Origin of the sequence: Novosphingobium sp. HR1a (assembly GCF_015594425.1) — a bacterium.
Classification (GTDB): Bacteria; Pseudomonadota; Alphaproteobacteria; order Sphingomonadales; family Sphingomonadaceae; genus Novosphingobium; species Novosphingobium resinovorum_A.
The window spans coordinates 39,354-57,088 of record NZ_JABXWS010000045.1 but is presented as its reverse complement, the minus strand read 5'-3'; the positions used below and the strand labels follow the sequence as shown (position 1 = coordinate 57,088).

General features: G+C 66.8%; 15 protein-coding genes. 9 read left to right on the top strand and 6 right to left on the bottom strand.

Features of this window, described 5'->3' with window-relative positions; all coding sequences use genetic code 11:
* The first annotated feature begins 128 nt into the window (after nucleotides 1-128).
* Nucleotides 129-800: an outer membrane protein gene (locus tag HWN72_RS10855; RefSeq protein WP_037520291.1), complete on the top strand. Its 672-nt coding sequence runs from the start codon at nucleotides 129-131 to the stop codon at nucleotides 798-800.
* 53 nt (nucleotides 801-853) lie between these two features.
* On the opposite strand, the gene HWN72_RS10850 is transcribed toward HWN72_RS10855, so the two are convergent.
* Genes HWN72_RS10850 through HWN72_RS10830 form a run of 5 tightly spaced genes read right to left on the bottom strand, consistent with a single transcriptional unit; the run spans nucleotide 854 to nucleotide 4,939 of the window.
* Nucleotides 854-1,348 carry a hypothetical protein gene (locus tag HWN72_RS10850; protein ID WP_008831271.1) on the bottom strand — a complete coding sequence of 165 codons (495 nt, stop codon included), beginning with the start codon at nucleotides 1,346-1,348 and terminating at the stop codon, nucleotides 854-856.
* Nucleotides 1,349-2,125: a TSUP family transporter gene (locus tag HWN72_RS10845; protein ID WP_248005939.1), complete on the bottom strand. Its 777-nt coding sequence runs from the start codon at nucleotides 2,123-2,125 to the stop codon at nucleotides 1,349-1,351.
* Complete coding sequence (gene greB / locus HWN72_RS10840; RefSeq protein ID WP_036523799.1) at nucleotides 2,122-2,601, bottom strand: transcription elongation factor GreB; 480 nt, start codon at nucleotides 2,599-2,601, stop codon at nucleotides 2,122-2,124. The genes HWN72_RS10845 and greB overlap by 4 nt, the downstream gene beginning before the upstream one ends.
* 30 nt (nucleotides 2,602-2,631) lie before the next feature.
* A complete protein-coding gene (locus tag HWN72_RS10835) occupies nucleotides 2,632-2,928 on the bottom strand; it encodes a hypothetical protein (RefSeq protein ID WP_008831274.1) in 297 nt (98 codons plus the stop codon).
* Nucleotides 2,929-2,947: 19 nt separating this feature from the next.
* Nucleotides 2,948-4,939: a lytic transglycosylase domain-containing protein gene (locus tag HWN72_RS10830; RefSeq protein WP_008831275.1), complete on the bottom strand. Its 1,992-nt coding sequence runs from the start codon at nucleotides 4,937-4,939 to the stop codon at nucleotides 2,948-2,950.
* 100 nt (nucleotides 4,940-5,039) lie between these two features.
* On the opposite strand from HWN72_RS10830, the gene dapA reads away from it, so the two are divergent.
* A complete protein-coding gene (gene dapA / locus HWN72_RS10825) occupies nucleotides 5,040-5,921 on the top strand; it encodes a 4-hydroxy-tetrahydrodipicolinate synthase (RefSeq protein WP_008831276.1) in 882 nt (293 codons plus the stop codon).
* Between the two features lie 49 nt (nucleotides 5,922-5,970).
* Here the strand turns inward: dapA and HWN72_RS10820 are convergent, their stop codons facing one another.
* A complete protein-coding gene (locus tag HWN72_RS10820) occupies nucleotides 5,971-7,923 on the bottom strand; it encodes a S9 family peptidase (protein ID WP_211150286.1) in 1,953 nt (650 codons plus the stop codon).
* Between the two features lie 225 nt (nucleotides 7,924-8,148).
* Between HWN72_RS10820 and smpB the strand changes: the two genes are divergently transcribed.
* The 7 genes from smpB to HWN72_RS10785 all read left to right on the top strand — a co-directional run bounded on the left by smpB (nucleotide 8,149) and on the right by HWN72_RS10785 (nucleotide 17,728).
* Entirely contained in the window at nucleotides 8,149-8,631 is a 483-nt protein-coding gene (smpB, locus tag HWN72_RS10815; protein ID WP_008831278.1) for an SsrA-binding protein SmpB, read from the top strand.
* 6 nt (nucleotides 8,632-8,637) lie between these two features.
* Nucleotides 8,638-9,225, top strand: a complete 588-nt coding sequence (locus HWN72_RS10810; protein WP_008831279.1) for a DUF2062 domain-containing protein — start codon at nucleotides 8,638-8,640, stop codon at nucleotides 9,223-9,225.
* A 13-nt stretch (nucleotides 9,226-9,238) separates the two neighbouring features.
* Nucleotides 9,239-11,674: an ATP-binding protein gene (locus tag HWN72_RS10805; protein ID WP_008831280.1), complete on the top strand. Its 2,436-nt coding sequence runs from the start codon at nucleotides 9,239-9,241 to the stop codon at nucleotides 11,672-11,674.
* Between the two features lie 122 nt (nucleotides 11,675-11,796).
* On the top strand, nucleotides 11,797-12,867 hold the full coding sequence (gene recA / locus HWN72_RS10800) for a recombinase RecA (RefSeq protein WP_008831281.1): 1,071 nt from the start codon (nucleotides 11,797-11,799) through the stop codon (nucleotides 12,865-12,867).
* A 682-nt stretch (nucleotides 12,868-13,549) separates the two neighbouring features.
* Nucleotides 13,550-16,198, top strand: coding sequence for an alanine--tRNA ligase (gene alaS / locus HWN72_RS10795; RefSeq protein ID WP_211150285.1), 2,649 nt, complete (start codon nucleotides 13,550-13,552; stop codon nucleotides 16,196-16,198).
* Nucleotides 16,195-16,689 carry a hypothetical protein gene (locus HWN72_RS10790; RefSeq protein ID WP_008831284.1) on the top strand — a complete coding sequence of 165 codons (495 nt, stop codon included), beginning with the start codon at nucleotides 16,195-16,197 and terminating at the stop codon, nucleotides 16,687-16,689. The genes alaS and HWN72_RS10790 overlap by 4 nt, the downstream gene beginning before the upstream one ends.
* Nucleotides 16,690-16,795: 106 nt before the next feature.
* Entirely contained in the window at nucleotides 16,796-17,728 is a 933-nt protein-coding gene (locus HWN72_RS10785; protein ID WP_008831285.1) for a glutaminase, read from the top strand.
* Nucleotides 17,729-17,735: the final 7 nt, after the last annotated feature.

Sequence of the window (17,735 nt, the reverse complement as noted above, 5' to 3'; positions counted from 1 at the left end):
TAGGTTCAGGAAACTCCGGGCGGTCCATCCGCTTTTGACCAGTCCAAGGCGGGGCGACCCGCTTGCTGGAAGCCCGATGGGCAAGCGGGAACAGCCCGCCTCACGGGATCGTTTTTGGAGTACCGTTTATGAAGAAGATCCTTGTTTGTCTCGCCGCAGGAACCGCCATGGCCTCGGCCGCTCCGGCTTTCGCGCAGAACGTCGCACCGGTCGATCCGTTTTCGCAGTTCCACGTCGAGGCGCTGGGCGGCTACGACGCCACCAAGGCGGGGAGCAGCGTTGACGACGACGTCAACGAGGACAACAACAAGACGGTCGACGGGTTCACCTACGGCGTCGGCGCGGGCTACGACTTCCGCGCGGGCAACCTTGTGGTCGGCCCCGAGGCGGAAGTGACTTGGTCCACCGCCAAAACCCGCTTCAACGACGGCGAGTTCGAGGGCTTCGGCCTCGGCAACGTCAAGGCGAACCGTGATCTCTACGTCGGCGCGCGCGTCGGTTACGTGATCAGCCCGAAGACGATGCTCTATGCCAAGGGTGGCTACACGAACGCCAAGTTCGACGTTCGCAGCACCTTCGGCACGGTCGACACCAATCGCGACATCGATGCCGACGGCTGGCGCATCGGTGCGGGCGTCGAGCAGGCGGTGACGAACAACGTCTTCGCCAAGATCGAGTACCGCTACTCGAACTACAGCAAGGGCGAGATCGACTACACGAACGAGATCCCCGACAGCCAGCGCTTCAACCTCGACCTCGACCGTCACCAGGTCATGGCGGGCGTGGGCGTGCGCTTCTAAGGTTTCACGACCTCATGGCGAGGGAAGGGCGGGGCCGTGGCTCCGCCCTTCTTCTATCTGAGCCGGGCGCAGCCGATCAGCGCGGCGTCCATGGCTGAAGCCGCGCCGGGCAGGACATACGTATCGCCGAAAGGCAGCCCCCGGTCGTCGCGCGAACCGATGGTCATCGAGCGGGCCGAGCGCATGGCGGCGGTGATCGCGGCGTTGTCGGCATCGCTGCGCGGCCATGCGTCGCCGCCGCCGCCGGTCAGTTGCAGGCGCCTGTCACCGACGCGAAGGGTGATCACCGCATTCTGCGCGAGCTTGCGCGACAGCCGGAAATGCACCTGCCCCCGCGCTCCGCGACTCGGCCATGTGCCGATCGCCGCGTAGGGCTGGTAGTCACGCCGCTTTGCGCTCGGCTCGGCCTTGGCGATGGCGTAGCAGCGCGGGACGAGCGGATCGCGAAAGGCGCCCCATGTGCCGTAGAGGCCGAGGCTCTCGCGGGCGTGTGCCGAGGGGGCGAGCGCAAGGCATGACAGGGACAGGAGAGCCGCGAAGCGAAGCATTCAGAACAAGCTCCACAGCGGGTTCTTCGGGTCGGAGAGCAGCTTCACCGTTAGCGCGAAGGACATGACGACGAGCAGCGGCCGCACGCCCTTGCCGCCGTAGCGGATCGCGAGGCGCGCACCGACCTGGTTGCCCGCGACGTTCGCCGCCGCCATGCCCGCGCCCAGTAGCCACAGCACCTTGCCGCCCGCGATCATCGCCAGCAGCCCGGCGACGTTGGTGGACAGGTTCAGGAACTTGGTATTGGCGATCGCGCGCACGAGGCCAAGTCCGCCCAGCGCCACCAGCGCCGTCGTCAGGAACGAGCCGGTGCCGGGGCCGAAGAAGCCGTCGTAGAAACCGATGCCGGTGGTGATCAGCGTCAGCCCTAAGCGGCCGACGCGGGCGTGGCGATCGACCTCGCTCATCGGCGGGGCGAGCAGGAAGTAGAGGCCCATCGCGATCAGCAGCACCGGCACGAAGGCGGCGAGGAACTTGGGATCGACGAACTGCACCGCGGTTCCGCCCGCCACCGAGCCGACGAAGGCGCCGAGCGCCGGAAAGGCGAAGGCCTTGAGGTCGACATGCCCGGCGCGGTGGAAGGTCAGGAAGGCGGAGGACGTGCCGATGGTGCTCTGCAGCTTGTTGGTCGCCAGCGCAGAGACGGGCGGTATGCCCGCTGCCATCAGCGCTGGGATCGTCAGCAGCCCGCCGCCGCCCGCCAGCGCGTCGACCCCGCCCGCAAGAAAGGCGATGGCGATGAGGAAGCCGATCGCTTCGACGCTCAACTCCATCATGGGTAGCTCACCGCCATGATCTCCCACTCCTTCTCGCCGGACGGCAGGCGCACGATGCGCAAGTCGCCCACGCCTGCGCCGCGCAGGGCGCGGGCGATCGGGGCGCTCCAGCCGATGCGGCCGGTGGAGGCGTCCTGTTCGTCGTCGCCGACGATGGTGATGGTCAGGCGCTCGTCGTCCTCGTCGGCGAGTTCGACGGTGGCGCCGAAGAAGACCTTGCCGCGCTCGGTCTGGTCGGCGGGATCGACGACCCGCAGCGCCTTCATGCGGCGGGCGAGGAAGGCCAGTTCGCGGTCGATCTCGCGCATGCGCTTGCGGCCGTAGAGATAGTCGCCGTTCTCGGAGCGGTCGCCGTTGCCCGCCGCCCACGAGACGATCTCCACGATCTCGGGGCGCTCCTTGCCGAGCAGGTGGTCGTAGCGGGCGCGCAAGGCGGCCATGCCAGTGGGAGAGATGGGAGGACCGGCGGGTTTCATGTCGCCGCTGATAGGGCGAGTGCGGCTCGATTAGAAGCGGCGTTTGCGCGTCATCAACCATGCCAGCGCGCAGGTGCCGACGAGCGGGCCGATCCAGTCGATCCACTGGTCCAGCTTGGGCCAGACGCGTAAATCGAACGGTCCCCACCACGGCATGTTCGCGCGCAGGCCGTGGCCGAACTGCTCGATCCAGCGATACTCCGCCTGCGCTGCCTCGCGCCCGATGAAATAGGCGCTTGCGAGCGCCGCGCCGGTCCACCAGTTGCCGGTCAGGCGGGCGACGAGGACCTGCACCGCCAGCGCCAGCAGCAGATGTTCGAGGTACATCACCGGGCGGGCGTGGCGATCAGCCCGGCGCGCGCTTGCCCGGCATCAGCCGCGAGAGCTTGTTGGCGCCGTTGTAGTCCGACTTCTCCGGATACATCGTCTCGTAGACCACGGCGTTTTCCAGCACGCGCTGGACGTAGTTCTTGGTCTCGTAGATCGGGATCTGCTCCAGCCAGTCGAGCCACTCGACGGAGCCGGTGCGCGGATCGCCGTTGGCGCGCAGCCACTTGTTCACGTTGCCGGGACCGGCGTTGTAGGCGGCAATGGCCAGCGGCAGGGCACCGCCGAAGTAGTCCTTCACGCGGCGGAAGTAGGCGTCGCCCAGCAGGATGTTGTAGCTGGGATCGCTGATCAGCGCGCCTTCGTCATAGGCGAGGCCCATCTTGCCCGCCTGCTCGCGCGCGGTGCCGGGCATCAGCTGCATCAACCCGCGCGCGCCCGCGTGGCTGAGCGCGTTCTGGGCGAACTGGCTCTCCTGCCGGGCGAGGGCGTGCACCATCGTCCAGTCGGTGCCCTGCGGGGTCGGGACCAGCGGGAACGAGATCTTGCCGAACTGGTCGAACCCGCCCGCATGCGCGCTCTGGCCCATGATGACGGCGAGGTCGCGGCGGCCGATCTCACGCGCCAGATCGGCGACGAGCACGTAGTCCTCGGCGGTCTGCGCCTGGTTGGAGATCTCGCGGTAGAACTGCACGCCGGTGCGCCAGTCGGCGTCGCGGGCGACGTCGCGCACCGCCCGCGTGATCGGCAGCGAGGCGAACGAGGTGCGCTGGGCCATGCTCGGCACCGCGCTCGGCCGGGTGTCGAGGTTGGGGATCGGGCGGCTCAGCCGTTCGAGCGAAAGCTGGCCGTAGAAGTACTGCGGATACTGCGCCGCCATCTCGAAGTAGCGGTTGGCGCCCGCCGTGTCGCCGCCCATCGCGGCGGCGCGGCCAGCCCAGTAGAAGCCCTTGGAGCGCGTGCCCGGCGTCTGCGCGGCGGCGCCGTAGCGGTAGAACAGCGGTGCGGCCTGACGCGGGCTGGAGAGGCTCCACAATGCCTTGGTCCCGCCCAGCCACATCAACGTGGTGTAGTCGTCGCGCACCCGGAAGGACTGGCGGCTGACGTCGGTGCCGGGGGCGAAGGCGTCGTCGATCGAGGTGGCGATGCGCACCGCGCTCGATGCGTCGGCGGCTTTCGCGGCGGTGAGCAGTTCGCGCACCCACTGCTCGGGCTGGGCTACCGGGCGCGACAGCGGCGGGCGATTGGCGAGCAGGCTCACCGCACCCGCACTGTTGCCCGAACGGCGCGCCTGCACCGCGCGGTTGTAGATATAGCCGGGGTCGGACGCGATGCCGGAGGGCAGGCTCATCCCCAGCGTGCCCGGGGCGGAGCCTTGCAGCAGCGTCAGGCGCTCCATGAACTCGGCGCGGCGGGCGGCCGAGACGAAGGAAATCTGCCGCTCGGCCTGCGCGGTTTCGCCCTGCCACAGCAGCGCATCCATGCGCGCGTCGTGATCGGCGGCGGTGAACTGGCCTCGATAAAGGCCGAGGAGGGCGGCCTCGTCCGAATCGATCAGCGCCCCCATGCGCCAGGCGGCGACGGCATTGGTCGCGGCATCCGCGCGGCGCATCGTCGAGAGCGCCACGGCATAGCGGCCCGCCGCGCGGCTGCCGATCGGGGCGAAGCGGTCGAAATAGCCGATCACCGCCTGGGCCGAGGGCGATTCGGTCAGCAGCGCCTTTTCGGCATAGCCCCTGATCTTGTCCTGCTGCGGATAGCCCGGATACGTCAGCAGGAACGAGGTATAGGCGGCGAAGCCCATGCGGTCGTTGGCGCTCAGCAGCTTCCACTGGTCGATCGACTGGTGGACGTTCATGTCGTGCGTCTGCATCGACTGCGCCCTTGCCGCATCCCATTCGCGGCCGTCCGGCGTCCCGTAGGGCGACGTTGACTGGGCGAGTGCGGGAACGGCAAAAACGGTGAAAGAAATGCTCAGCAGCAGGTGGGGGGCGCGCAACATGCTGGACATTTTCTCAAGAGGCTCCTTATCAGGCGCTGAACGTGACGTTCGGCAAGCGGGGTTGTTCCCCGGCTGAGCGATCATTGAGCATCGCTAAGAGGTAAAGTCCATGTTCTCCGGCTCGATTCCCGCGCTTGTCACACCGTTTCGCGACGGGGCGTTCGACGAACAGGCTTTCCGCCGCCTCGTCGACTGGCAGATCGAATCGGGCTCCTCGGCGCTCGTCCCCTGCGGCACCACGGGTGAGAACTCGACGCTGTCCAACGCCGAACACCACCGCGTCATCGAAGTCTGCATCGAGCAGGCGGCGGGCCGCGTGCCGATCATCGCCGGATGCGGCAGCAACGACACGATGAACGCGCTGCTGCACATGAACTTCTCGAAGAAGTGCGGCGCGGCCGCCGCGCTGCTGGTCGCGCCTTACTACAACCGCCCGAGCCAGGCGGGCCTGCTGGCGCACTTCAGCTACCTTGCCGAGAACAACGACTTGCCGATCGTGCTCTACAACGTGCCCGGCCGCACCGTCACCGACCTGCTGCCCGAGACGGTCTGCGAACTCGCCCGCCGCTTCCCGGGGCGCTTCATCGCGATCAAGGACGCGAGCGGCGACCTCAGCCGCGTGACCGACCACCGCATGGGCATCGGCAAGGACTTCGTGCAGCTTTGCGGCGATGACGAACTGGCCCTGCCGTTCAATGCGGCGGGCGGCGTCGGCTGCATTTCGGTGACCGCCAACGTCGCGCCCGCGCTCTGCGCCGAGTTCCAGGCCGCCTGCGCCGCCAATGATCTGGAGAAGGCGCGCGAGTTGAACGACCGCCTCTACCCGCTGCACTACGCCATGTTCGAGGACAGCTCGCCGGGGCCGTGCAAGTACGCGCTGGCGCAAGTCCACGACTGGATCGAAAACGAACTGCGCCTGCCGCTCGTCACGTGCGGCGAAGCGGCGATGAAGTCCGTGGACGAGGCCTTGGTCCACGCCGGGCTGGTGTAAGGCTTCCGCGGGGCCCCGGCACAAGTCTGGGGCGCCGCGCCTTTTCGCCTCACTCCGCTGGATTGTGCTGCTGAACGAAGCGCATCGCCGCTGCCAGCATCTGCTTGCGGGTCTCCTCGCGCGAGAGCCAGTGGTCCTCGCCTGCCAGCGTGACCAGTTCGTAGGGCTTACCGGCATCCTTCAGCGCATCGGCCATGACCAGGCTCTGGCGGTAGGGGACGACCGTATCGTCCTTGCCGTGGATCAGCAGCACAGGCGCATCGGCCCGTGCGGCGAAGCGGCGCGGCGATGCGGCGTCGAAGCCCTTGCGGTCGCCGAGTTGCTCGACCAGTGAACGGCCCAGCATCTTGGACCCCCCGCTTTCGCGAAGATCGGTGTCGTACATCAGCTTGATGTCGGCGACGCCCGCCACCGAGACCGCGCACTTGTAGAGCCCATGCTGGATCGTCACCCCGGCCAGTGCGGCATAGCCGCCGTAGCTCGCGCCGACGATACAGGCCCGCTTCGGATCGACGATGCCGCGCCCGGCCAGTTCGGCGAGGCCGTCTGAAATATCGGTCTGCATCTTGCGGCCCCACTCGCCGTCACCGGCATGGCGAAAGGCGTCTCCGCGTCCGGTCGAGCCCCGGAAGTTGGGCTGGAACACGGCATACCCGCGCGAGGCGAAAGCCTGCGCCCACCAGTCGAACGCAGGCTTGTCGTAGGCGGCCGGGCCGCCGTGGGGCAGCACGACGAGCGGCAGTCCCTTGGCCTCGCGTCCCGGTGGCAGCGTGAGGATGCCGTCCATCTCCAGCCCGTCCTGCGCCTTGTAGTCGATGGCCGAGATCGGTCCGACCTGCTCGGGAGCGATGCTTGGCCTTTCGTCGCCGACCGGATCGGCCCGGCGCTGCGCGACGTCGACGAGATACCAGGTGCCGCTGTCCTGGTTGCCGCTGGTGCGCAGCAGGACCTTGGAGAAGCCCGGCGTCCAGTCGATCAGGTCAACCTGCCTGCCCGCGAAGGCTTTGAAGATGCGGGTGATGGCGTGCTGCTGCACAGGATCGTCCATGACCGTGCGCGGCACTTCCTCCATCGTGCGGTAGCCGATGAGGATGCCGGTGGTGCGGTCTACGAAAAGGCGATCGATGGCGATGCCGGGCAGATACTCCTGAGGCGTTCCCCCGGCGAGGGGCACTTCGAACCAATGCTGGACGCCGTCCTTGTCCTCGATCTGGTAGATCACGCTCGCCCCGCCGCGCCCGAAGGCGACGAGGCTGACGTCGCCGGTCGGGTCGACGCCGCGCACCAGTTCCTTTCCGCGCAGCGTGTCGATCGTCCACAGGCCGCTTTCCTCCGCGATGTCGAGCGTGACCGAGACCGTGCCCGAGGCATCGACGAGCCAGTCGCGATAATGGTTTTCCGCGGCAGGAGGAGCGACCACGCGCGGTTTGTTGGTGGCGATGTCGACGGCGTAGAGCGTCGTGCGCCCGTGCTTCCAACTCGGCTCGCCACGGGTGGTGGTGTCGAGTGCGATGCCGCCGAAGAAACCTACCGTGCGCCCGCCGATGGTGCGCAGGCCATAGCGGCCGCGCGTGGCATTCACGATCGCGCGGTTCTTGCCGAAGACCAGCCCGGTCTCGTTGCCCGCCTTGAGCGGGATCAGCACGGTGCCGTTCATCTCCACCTTGTCGGCGGTGAAGCCGAACAGCGGCACGGTGGCGCTGTTGGTGAGGAGCACGGTGTCGGCATCGGCCCAGTCGATCCGCCGTATCTTGTTGGTGCCGCTGGCGGCGTTGAAGCGAACCTTGCCGTCCCGGGTGACCACCAGGATCCGGCGTTCGCCCTGGGACTGGGCGACGCTGGCGATGGAACCGCCGTCAGGCGAGAGGGCGGCATCCTCCACGCGGGGCAGTTCTCCATAGGCATTGAGCGGTGGCGGTTCGACCGTCGCCGCCGAAGCTGCCGGCAGCACTTGCAGGAGGAGAAGGGCGGTCGGAACGGCCGCCCGCAGGACTGTGCGCATATGAGAAATTCCCCCGAATTTGTACGCGATATTCCCGCAATTCCGGGCGTTTGCAACGCAAGGTTGATCCGGAAGGCGATGACAATCCGTTAACCGCGCCGTTCATTCGCGGGCGCGGCTGTCCATCCGGTTCGGCCGCTTCGTGGCGCGTGGAGGATTTCTCGCGCTGAACCGGATCAAAGGGGCGTTTTCTTTTCGCCGTCTTGTCCCTACATGCGGCTGATCATGGCACGCCCTCAAAACTCCGTATTCGACAAGTTCAAGACCGTTGCGGAAAACCGCAAGGCACGGTTCGACTATTATATCGAGGACAAGTTCGAGGCCGGCATCGCACTCACCGGCACCGAAGTGAAGTCGCTCCGTTTCGGCGAGGGTTCGATCGCTGAATCCTTCGCCGAGATTCGCGGCGGCGAATGCTGGCTGGTCAACGCCAACGTGCCTGAATTCAGCCACGGCAACCGTTTCAACCACACGCCCAAGCGCCCCCGCAAGCTGCTGCTGCACGAACGGGAAATCTCCCGTCTGCAGGGCGCGGTGGAGCGCAAGGGCATGACGCTCGTGCCGCTGTCGATCTACTTCAACAGCCGGGGCCGCGCGAAGGTCGAACTGGCGCTCGCCAAGGGCAAGAACGCCGCTGACAAGCGCCAGACGATCAAGGACCGCGACTGGAAGCGCGACCAGGCCCGCATCATGCGCGACCACGGCTGAGCCGGGATGAGCGCAATCCTCCACCGCATGTCCGTGTGGCTGCACCGGCAGATGCCCACTCACGCCCAGCTTGAGGGGAATCGCTTCACCGCGCCTTTCGCAAGGCGGCAGGAACTGTTCCGCTTCACCCGCCGCTCGGTCCCGCGCGGCATGGCGGTGGGCATGTTCATCGGCATCTTCGCGCTGATTCCGGGCGTACAGATCGTCGGCGCGGCGCTGATGTGCGTGCCGTTTCGCGGCAACATCCCGCTCGCGGCGGCGGTGACCTTCATCTCCAATCCGTTCACGACGCTGCTGATCATCCTCCCGCTCGCGGTCTCGATCGGCAACAGCTTCGGCTATCACGCCGACATCGCCACGGTGAACGCGATGGTGCGCGAAGGCGCGGGTTTCCAGCAGTGGTGGCACTGGCTGCTTTCCGATACCGCGCCCGCCGTGGTGATCGGCCTGTTCATCCAGTCGGTCATCGCCGCTTTCGTCAGCTATTTCCTGACCTTGTGGTTCTGGCGCTGGTGGATCGGCCACAAGCACCGCGCTCGTCGCCTGCGGCCGAAACGGGATCGCATCGAAACCCCCACGGAAACCCCCGCATGAATGAAGTCTCTGCATGAACTCTGGCATACAGCGCCCCGGACTGCGCACTGACGTCCTCGTCGTCGTCGGAGCCCTGCTTCTGAGCGCCGTGCTGATCTGGGTCGTCTCGGGCGACGTGCTGCTGATGGCGACGTTCCTCGCCGCAATCCTCGTGTTCGGTGCAGGCGCATGGGCGCTCGCCCGCCGCCGCGCGCCCGCCGCCGAGGTCGAGTTCGCCCAGCCCGACTGGTCGGTCACCGTCGCCGGGATCGAGCGCGCCGACATGGCGATCGCCGTCACCGACCGTGCCGGGCGCCTGACTTGCGCCAATTCCTGTTTCGAGAACTGGTTCGGCCCCGCTGCCGCGCCGCCCAGCCTGCCGGTTCTGCCGATCTCGCTCGAACGCCTCGCCGAAGCCACTCGTCGCGCCTGGCGCGACGGTCACGGCACGGCCGAGATCGCCAACGAGGACGGCGTCCACTGGCGCGCAGACGTGCGCCGCACCGGCAGGGGCGACGACTTCCTCGTCTGGCGCATCGGCGCCATCGGCTCCAGCGACCCGGTCGGCGAACTCGTCGCGCAGCTTGATGGCAAGCTGGGACGCGGCCTTTCCAAGGCGGGCATCGCCGCCGCGCTGGTCGATCCCGACGGCACTATCCGCGCCGCGAGCGCCGGTTTCGCCCTGCGCGCCACCGGTGATGCCCATGCCGACATGACCGGCGCCGACTTCGTCGCGCTGCTCGGCCAGGAGGAGGGCGAGCGGATCGGCTGGGCGCGCGATGGCGGACGCGGCGGCGCGCTGGTGCTCTATCACGTCCCCGTCACCGACCCTGACCGTACCGACGAGGCCGACCCCAACACGACCCCGTCGCTGATGCTCGTGGTCGAGGCCTCGCAGGGCATCGGCACCGGAGGCGGCGGCACCGGCTCCGCGCCGCATCTGGAGGCACTTCTCAGCCAGCTCCCGCTTGGCCTCGCCATGGCCGACCGCGACGGACGCCTCCTCTTCGCCAACCCGGCCTTCATGCGCGCGGCCGGCCACGAAGGGCAGGAACCGCCGACCTACCCGACCGACCTCGTCGTCAAGGATGACAAGCGCGCGCTGTCCGAAGCGATCCGTCGCTTCGCGCAAGGCCCGGCTGCGGCGGGAGACCTCGCGATCCGCCTGACCAGTCAGCCGGATGATCCCGTCTCGCTCAGCCTCGCGGGCGTGCGCGGCCTTGGCGATGCCGCCGTGTTGCTCGGGCTTACCGATACCTCTGAGGAAATGCGCCTCAAGCGTCAGGTAGCACAGGCCACCAAGATGCAGGCGGTGGGCCAGCTTGCGGGCGGCGTCGCGCACGATTTCAACAACGTGCTCACCGCCATTCTCGGCACCTGCGACCTCATGCTGATGCGCCATACGCCGGGCGATTCGGACTATGACGACATCCAGCAGATCCGCGCCAACTCCAACCGCGCCGCCTCGCTGACCCGCCAGTTGCTCGCCTTCTCGCGCCAGCAGACGCTCCGGCCCGAGGTAATCCAGGTGCCCGACGTCGTCGCCGACGTCTCGCAGATGCTGCGCCGCCTGATCGGCGAGAAAATCCAGCTTGCCGTCACCCACGACCGCGATCTCGGCCCCGTCCGCGCCGACCCGACGCAGCTCGAGCAGGTCATCGTCAACTTGTGCGTCAACGCCCGCGACGCCATGCAATCGCGCGGCGACGGTGCGGGCAAGCTGACGCTCGCGACCCGCCGCATCACCACCACCGACGTGCGCGCGATGCGGTCCGAGATCATCCCGGCGGGCGAGTACACCGCGCTCATCGTCGAGGATACCGGCGGCGGCATCCCGCCCGAAATCCTCGGCAAGATCTTCGAGCCGTTCTTCACCACCAAGGAGCAGGGCAAGGGCACCGGCCTCGGCCTCTCGACCGTCTACGGCATCGTCAAGCAGTCGGGCGGCTTCATCTTCGCCGAGACCGACGTGGGCCAAAATGGCAAAGGCGGCGGCACGCGCTTCACCGTCTATCTCCCGGTCCACCATGCGACCCCCGGCAGTCTCCCTGAAAAGGCGATCGTCGCCCCCACCCCGCCGCCGACGCAGTGGGCGGGCGGCGGTTCGATTCTGCTGGTCGAGGATGAGGACCCGGTGCGCATCGTCGCCGAACGCGCGCTCACCCGGCAGGGCTACCAGGTCACCTGCGCGCGCGACGGCGAAGAAGGCCTCGAACTGGTGGAGGAGGGCGGCCAGTTCGACCTCGTCGTCTCCGACGTCGTCATGCCCACGCTCGACGGTCCAGCCATGGCGCGCGAGATTCGCCGCTTCGCGCCCGACCTGCCGGTGCTGTTCATGTCGGGCTATGCGGAGGAGCAGCTGCGCAAGCAGATCGGCATCCCCAACGCCTGGTTCATGCCCAAGCCGTTCTCGGTCCAGCAGCTCTCCGAAAAAGTCGGGGAAGTTCTGGCGCAGACCGCCAAGGGCTGATTCCCGCGTTAAAAAACGGAAATCTGCCGAAGTTCCTATCTTGTTCTGGTGGAACGAAGCGAGTACAGGTCGCTTCGTGACGTTGACCTTTCCGGTCAGCTAGGTAGCAGGAGGTAAGTAATATGGCCGCTCAGCTCAAGCTGATCCAGGAAGGCAAGGAAAAGGACTCCATGGACCGTCAGAAGGCGCTCGAAGCCGCGCTCGCACAGATCGACAAGGCGTTCGGCAAGGGCTCCGCGATGAAGCTGGGCTCGAAGGAGACCATGCAGGTCGAAGCGATCTCCACCGGCTCGCTCGGTCTGGATATCGCACTCGGCGTCGGCGGCCTGCCGCGCGGCCGCGTGATCGAAATCTACGGCCCGGAAAGCTCGGGCAAGACCACGCTCGCGCTGCACTGCATCGCCGAAGCGCAGAAGACCGGCGGCACCGCCGCCTTCATCGACGCCGAACACGCGCTCGACCCGGTCTATGCCAAGAAGCTGGGCGTCAACATCGACGAACTGATCGTCTCGCAGCCCGACACCGGTGAGCAGGCGCTGGAAATCGTCGATACGCTGGTGCGTTCGAACGCGATCGACGTGCTGGTGGTCGACTCGGTCGCCGCCCTCGTCCCTCGCGCCGAAATCGAAGGTGAGATGGGCGACAGCCACGTCGGCCTCCAGGCCCGCCTGATGAGCCAGTCGCTGCGCAAGCTGACCGGTTCGATCAGCCGCTCGCGCTGCATGGTGATCTTCATCAACCAGCTGCGCATGAAGATCGGCGTCATGTACGGCAACCCGGAGACGACCACGGGCGGTAACGCGCTCAAGTTCTACGCCTCGGTCCGCCTCGACATCCGCCGCACCGGCGCGATCAAGGACCGCGACGAAGTCGTCGGCAACGCCACCCGCGTCAAGATCGTCAAGAACAAGGTCGCCCCGCCGTTCAAGCAGGTCGAATTCGACATCATGTACGGCGAAGGCGTCTCCAAGATCGGCGAAATCCTCGACCTCGGCGTCAAGGCCGGCCTCGTCGAGAAGTCGGGCGCATGGTTCAGCTACGATTCGATCCGCATCGGGCAGGGGCGTGAGAACGCCAAGACCTACCTCAAGACCAACCCCGAAGTCTGCGATCGTCTCGAGAAGGCGATCCGCACCAAGACCGACGGTCTGGCGGAGGAAATGATGGTCGGACCTTCCGAGGACGACGCCTGATCCGACAAAAAGACCCGGCAGGAATGTCGGGGTTTTTTGTTTCGGTAGGAAGTTGAAGGAGAAATGCGAGGGTTAACACCCTCGCGCTCCCGGGACTGTCGGCCTTGTGCCTTGCAGCGGCGTTGGGCTGTCGGGCAAAGTCCTCGTCATTGCGAGCGCAGCGAAGCAATCCATGGCGGTTTACGCGGCCTTGGATTGCTTCGCTGCGCTCGCAATGACGAATGATGGAAGAAATTAGAGGTGGGCCAAGGCCAGGATGGTACCGGCTACTGTCACGGCGGCGCCGATGCTCAGTTGGATGGGATTGGTCAGGCGCCGCAAGGGCAGGGCGAGGGATTGTTCGATCTTGGACATCTTCTGAATATACGACTGAAGCGCTTGCAGTGCTCACGCAGAGAATCGTTCACAGTCATGCGCTTTCCGCGGCGAAACCGCCTTCCATGTCGAAATGGCCCGCGGCACCATGATCCACGAAGGCAATGCGTACCCAAGACTGCTGCACGCGCGGCGACGACAGGTAACGGGGGTGCAGGGGGGCTATGCTCCCCTGCGTCTTCTTCCCTTCTTCCGTAACCCGCCCGCCACTATGGTGCAAAAACCGGCGTATCATCGCAATTCCCGACCAGTCTGACCGCAGACTCCCGCTTGCCGCCGCGCGCGGTGTCCATTATCGGCGCAAATCATGCAGACTACGAACGACATCCGCCGGTCCTTCCTCGACTACTTCGCCAGCAATGGTCATGAGGCCGTGCAGTCCGCACCGCTCGTTCCTTACAACGATCCGACGCTGATGTTCGTCAATGCGGGCATGGTGCCGTTCAAGAACGTGTTCACCGGCCTGGAAACACGCGCCACGCCGCGCGCGACGTCCTCGCAGAAATGCGTTCGCGCGGGCGGCAAGCACAACGATCTCGACAACGTCGGCTACACCGCGCGCCATCACACGTTCTTCGAGATGCTCGGCAATTTCTCGTTCGGCGATTACTTCAAGGAGCAGGCGATCACCCATGCATGGACGCTGCTGACGAAGGAGTGGGGCCTGCCGGTCGAGAAGCTGCTGGTCACCGTCTATCATACCGACGACGAAGCCTTCGACTTGTGGAAGAAGATCGCCGGTCTGCCTGAGCAGAAGATCATCCGCATCCCCACGAAGGACAACTTCTGGGCGATGGGTGACGAAGGTCCGTGCGGTCCGTGCTCGGAAATCTTCTTCGACCATGGCGACCACATCTGGGGCGGCCCTCCGGGATCGCCGGAAGAGGATGGCGACCGCTTCATCGAGATCTGGAACCTCGTGTTCATGCAGTTCGAGCAGTCTGCGGGCGAGATCGTCGGCAACCTGCCCAAGCCCTCGATCGACACCGGCATGGGTCTGGAGCGCATCTCCGCCGTCATGCAGGGCGTCCACGACAACTACGACATCGACACCTTCAAGGCGCTGATCGCCGCGTCGGAAAGCCTGACCGGCGTTCCCGCCGAGGGTGACACTCGCGCCAGCCACCGCGTGATCGCCGACCACTTGCGCTCGACCAGCTTCCTGCTGGCCGATGGCGTGCTGCCTTCGAACGAGGGCCGCGGCTATGTCCTGCGCCGCATCATGCGCCGCGCCATGCGCCATGCGCACCTGCTGGGCGCGCGCGATCCGCTGATGCACCGCCTGGTGCCCGCGCTGGTCGCCGAGATGGGCCAGGCCTATCCCGAACTCGGCCGCGCGCAGCCGCTGATCGAAGAGACGCTGGAGCGCGAGGAAGTACAGTTCCGCCGCACCCTGTCGAACGGCATCAAGCTGCTCGACGAGGCGACTGCCGGCATGGGCGAGGGCGGCGAACTTCCGGGCGAAACCGCGTTCAAGCTCTACGACACTTTCGGCTTCCCCTATGACCTGACCGAAGACGCCCTGCGTTCGCGCGGCATCGCCGTCGACAAGGCGGGCTTCGATGCCGCCATGGCGCAGCAGAAGGCCGCCGCGCGCGCTGCGTGGAAGGGCTCGGGCCAGGCCGCCGACAGCGAAGTGTGGTTCGACATCGCCGAGCGCGAAGGCGCCAGCGAGTTCACCGGCTACACCTCGACCACCGGCGAAGGCCAGGTCGTGGCGCTGGTGAAGGACGGCAAGGAAGTCCAGTCGGCGAGCGCGGGCGACGCGGTCGTCGTGCTCACCAACCAGACCCCGTTCTACGGCGAATCGGGTGGTCAGGAAGGCGATCGCGGCTCGATCTCCGGCGCGAACGGCCTCAAGATCACCGTGATCGACACCGCCAAGCCGCTCGGCCGCCTGCACGCGATGAGCGGCACGGTCGAGGCGGGCACGATCAAGGTCGGTGATGCCGTCGCCATGACGGTCAACGTCGAGCGCCGCGATGCGGTGCGCGCGAACCACTCGGCGACGCACCTGCTGCATGCGGCGCTGCGCGGCCGTCTGGGCGACCATGTCACGCAGAAGGGCTCGCTGGTCGCGGCCGATCGCCTGCGCTTCGACTTCTCGCACCCCAAGGCGCTGACCGAAGAGGACATCGCCGCGATCGAGGCCGAGGTTAACGCCGAAGTTCGCGCCAACGAACAGGTGCTCACCCGCCTGATGACGCCGGACGATGCCATCGAGGCGGGCGCCATGGCGCTGTTCGGCGAGAAGTACGGCGACGAAGTCCGCGTACTCTCGATGGGCCGCCATTCCGGCGATCGCACCTATTCGGTCGAGCTTTGCGGCGGCACCCACGTGCGCGCCACCGGCGACATCGGCGTGTTCCGCATCGTATCGGAAAGCGCGGTGTCCTCGGGTGTGCGCCGTATCGAGGCGATGACCGGCGAGGGCGCGCGCCAGTGGCTGGTTGGCCGCGAAGACGCGCTCAAGAACGCCGCCAGCTTGCTGCGCACGACGCCGGAGGACGTGGAAGCCCGCGTCGCCGCGCTGCTCGACGAACGCCGCAAGCTGGAGCGCGAACTGGCCGAGGCGAAGAAGGCGCTGGCTCTTGGCGGCGGCGGCGCGAAGGCCGAGGCGGCTGACGAGGACGTGAACGGCGTCAAGTTCTCCGGCCAGGTGCTCGAAGGGCTCGACCCGAAGGAACTGCGCGGGCTGCTCGATCAAGCCAAGCAGCGCCTCGGTTCGGGCGTGGCGGCGATCGTCGCGGTGAACGAGGGCAAGGCGAGCATCGCCGCTGCCGTCACTGAAGACCTCACCGGCACCGTCAGCGCCGTGGAACTCGTGCGCAAGGGCGTCGAGGCGCTCGGCGGCAAGGGCGGCGGCGGCCGCGCCGACATGGCGCAGGGCGGCGGGCCCGACGGTGACAAGGCGGCGGACGCCATCGCGGCGGTGAAGGCGGCGCTGGCGGGGTGATTCTGAAGGAGGGCGTCCGCAAGACTCTGGCCTTTGCAGGCTGCGGGTTGTGGCTGGCGTCCTCGTTCATGCCTTTCTTCGGTGGCTTGGCGAAGCATCAGGTTCAGTGTCGCGGGCGGAGCTTTACCGGCGATTTCGACGACTGCTTCAACGATTACATCCCGCTTCTGGAGCTTTCGGCGCCGTTGTTCGCACTGGCGGGGCTTTATATCTTCATGCGTCTGGCGTTCGCGATCTGGTCGCCGGAGCCGGGCAATCGCCGAATGCGGTGGCGCCTCGCCCCGAAAGACGGCATTGCGGTCTACCACCCCGGATATGCGGGGCTGGCCGTCATGGGCGGCCTTTGGGCATTCTGGAGGGCGACGCTCTATCCGCTTGATGGCGTGACCGCGCCGTTCATAGGGTTCTGGCTGAGTTTCGCCGTCTGGTTCCTCACCGGAGCATGCTGCGCGTGGCGGGCAGGCGCAGATGAGACGTCGCCCCGGACTTGATCCGGGACCGGTGGCGGTCTTTAGGTGAGACCGGGCTGCGCGCGCGGCAAGGTGGGTCGTTCACGGCCAGCGGTTCCGGGTCAAGCCCGGGACGACGGGAGATTACATGGAGCCGATTGCCCGGGTCGTCGCCGATATCGCCGAGGAAATGCGCGGCATTGCCGAGCGCGGCACCGTCGCCTCCTATATTCCGCCGCTCGCGTCGGTTCCGGCCGACAAGTTCGGCATCGCCGTGGTCACGGCCGACGGCACGGTTCACGCCGCAGGCGATGCGGACGAGGCGTTTTCGATCCAGTCGATCTCCAAGGTCTTCGCGCTGACGCTGGCATTGGGCGCGGTGGGGGACCAGTTGTGGAACCGGGTGGGCCGCGAGCCTTCGGGGTCGGCGTTCAACTCCATCGTGCAACTGGAAACCGAGCACGGCATTCCGCGCAATCCCTTCATCAACGCCGGGGCTATCGTGGTATGCGATGTGCTGCTTGGCCGGTTGCAGCCGCGCGAGGCGATCGGGCAGATGCTGCGTTTCGTGCGCGAACTGGCGGGCGACGACGATACGATCCGCATCGACGAGACCGTCGCCCGCGCCGAGCAGGAGACCGGCTTTCGCAACATGGCGCTCGCCAACTACATGCGCGCCTTCGGGAACATCCATGGCGACGTGGAACTGGTGCTGGGCACCTATTTCCACTTCTGCGCGCTGGCGATGAGCTGTCGGCAGCTGGCAATGGCGGGGCGCTTCCTGATGGGGGACGGGCGTGTGGAGGGGCACCGGGTGGTCACTGCACGGCGGGCGCGGCGCATCAATGCGCTGATGATGTCCTGCGGGCACTACGACAATTCGGGCGACTTCGCCTATCGCATCGGCCTGCCGGGCAAGTCGGGGGTCGGGGGCGGCATCCTTTCGGTGGCTCCGGGGATCGCCAGCATTGCGGTGTGGTCGCCGGGGCTGAACGAGGCGGGCAACTCGCACCTCGGGCAACTGGCGCTGGAACAGCTTGTCCACCGCACGGGATGGTCGGTGTTCGAGCCGAGGGGATAGGTCCTTG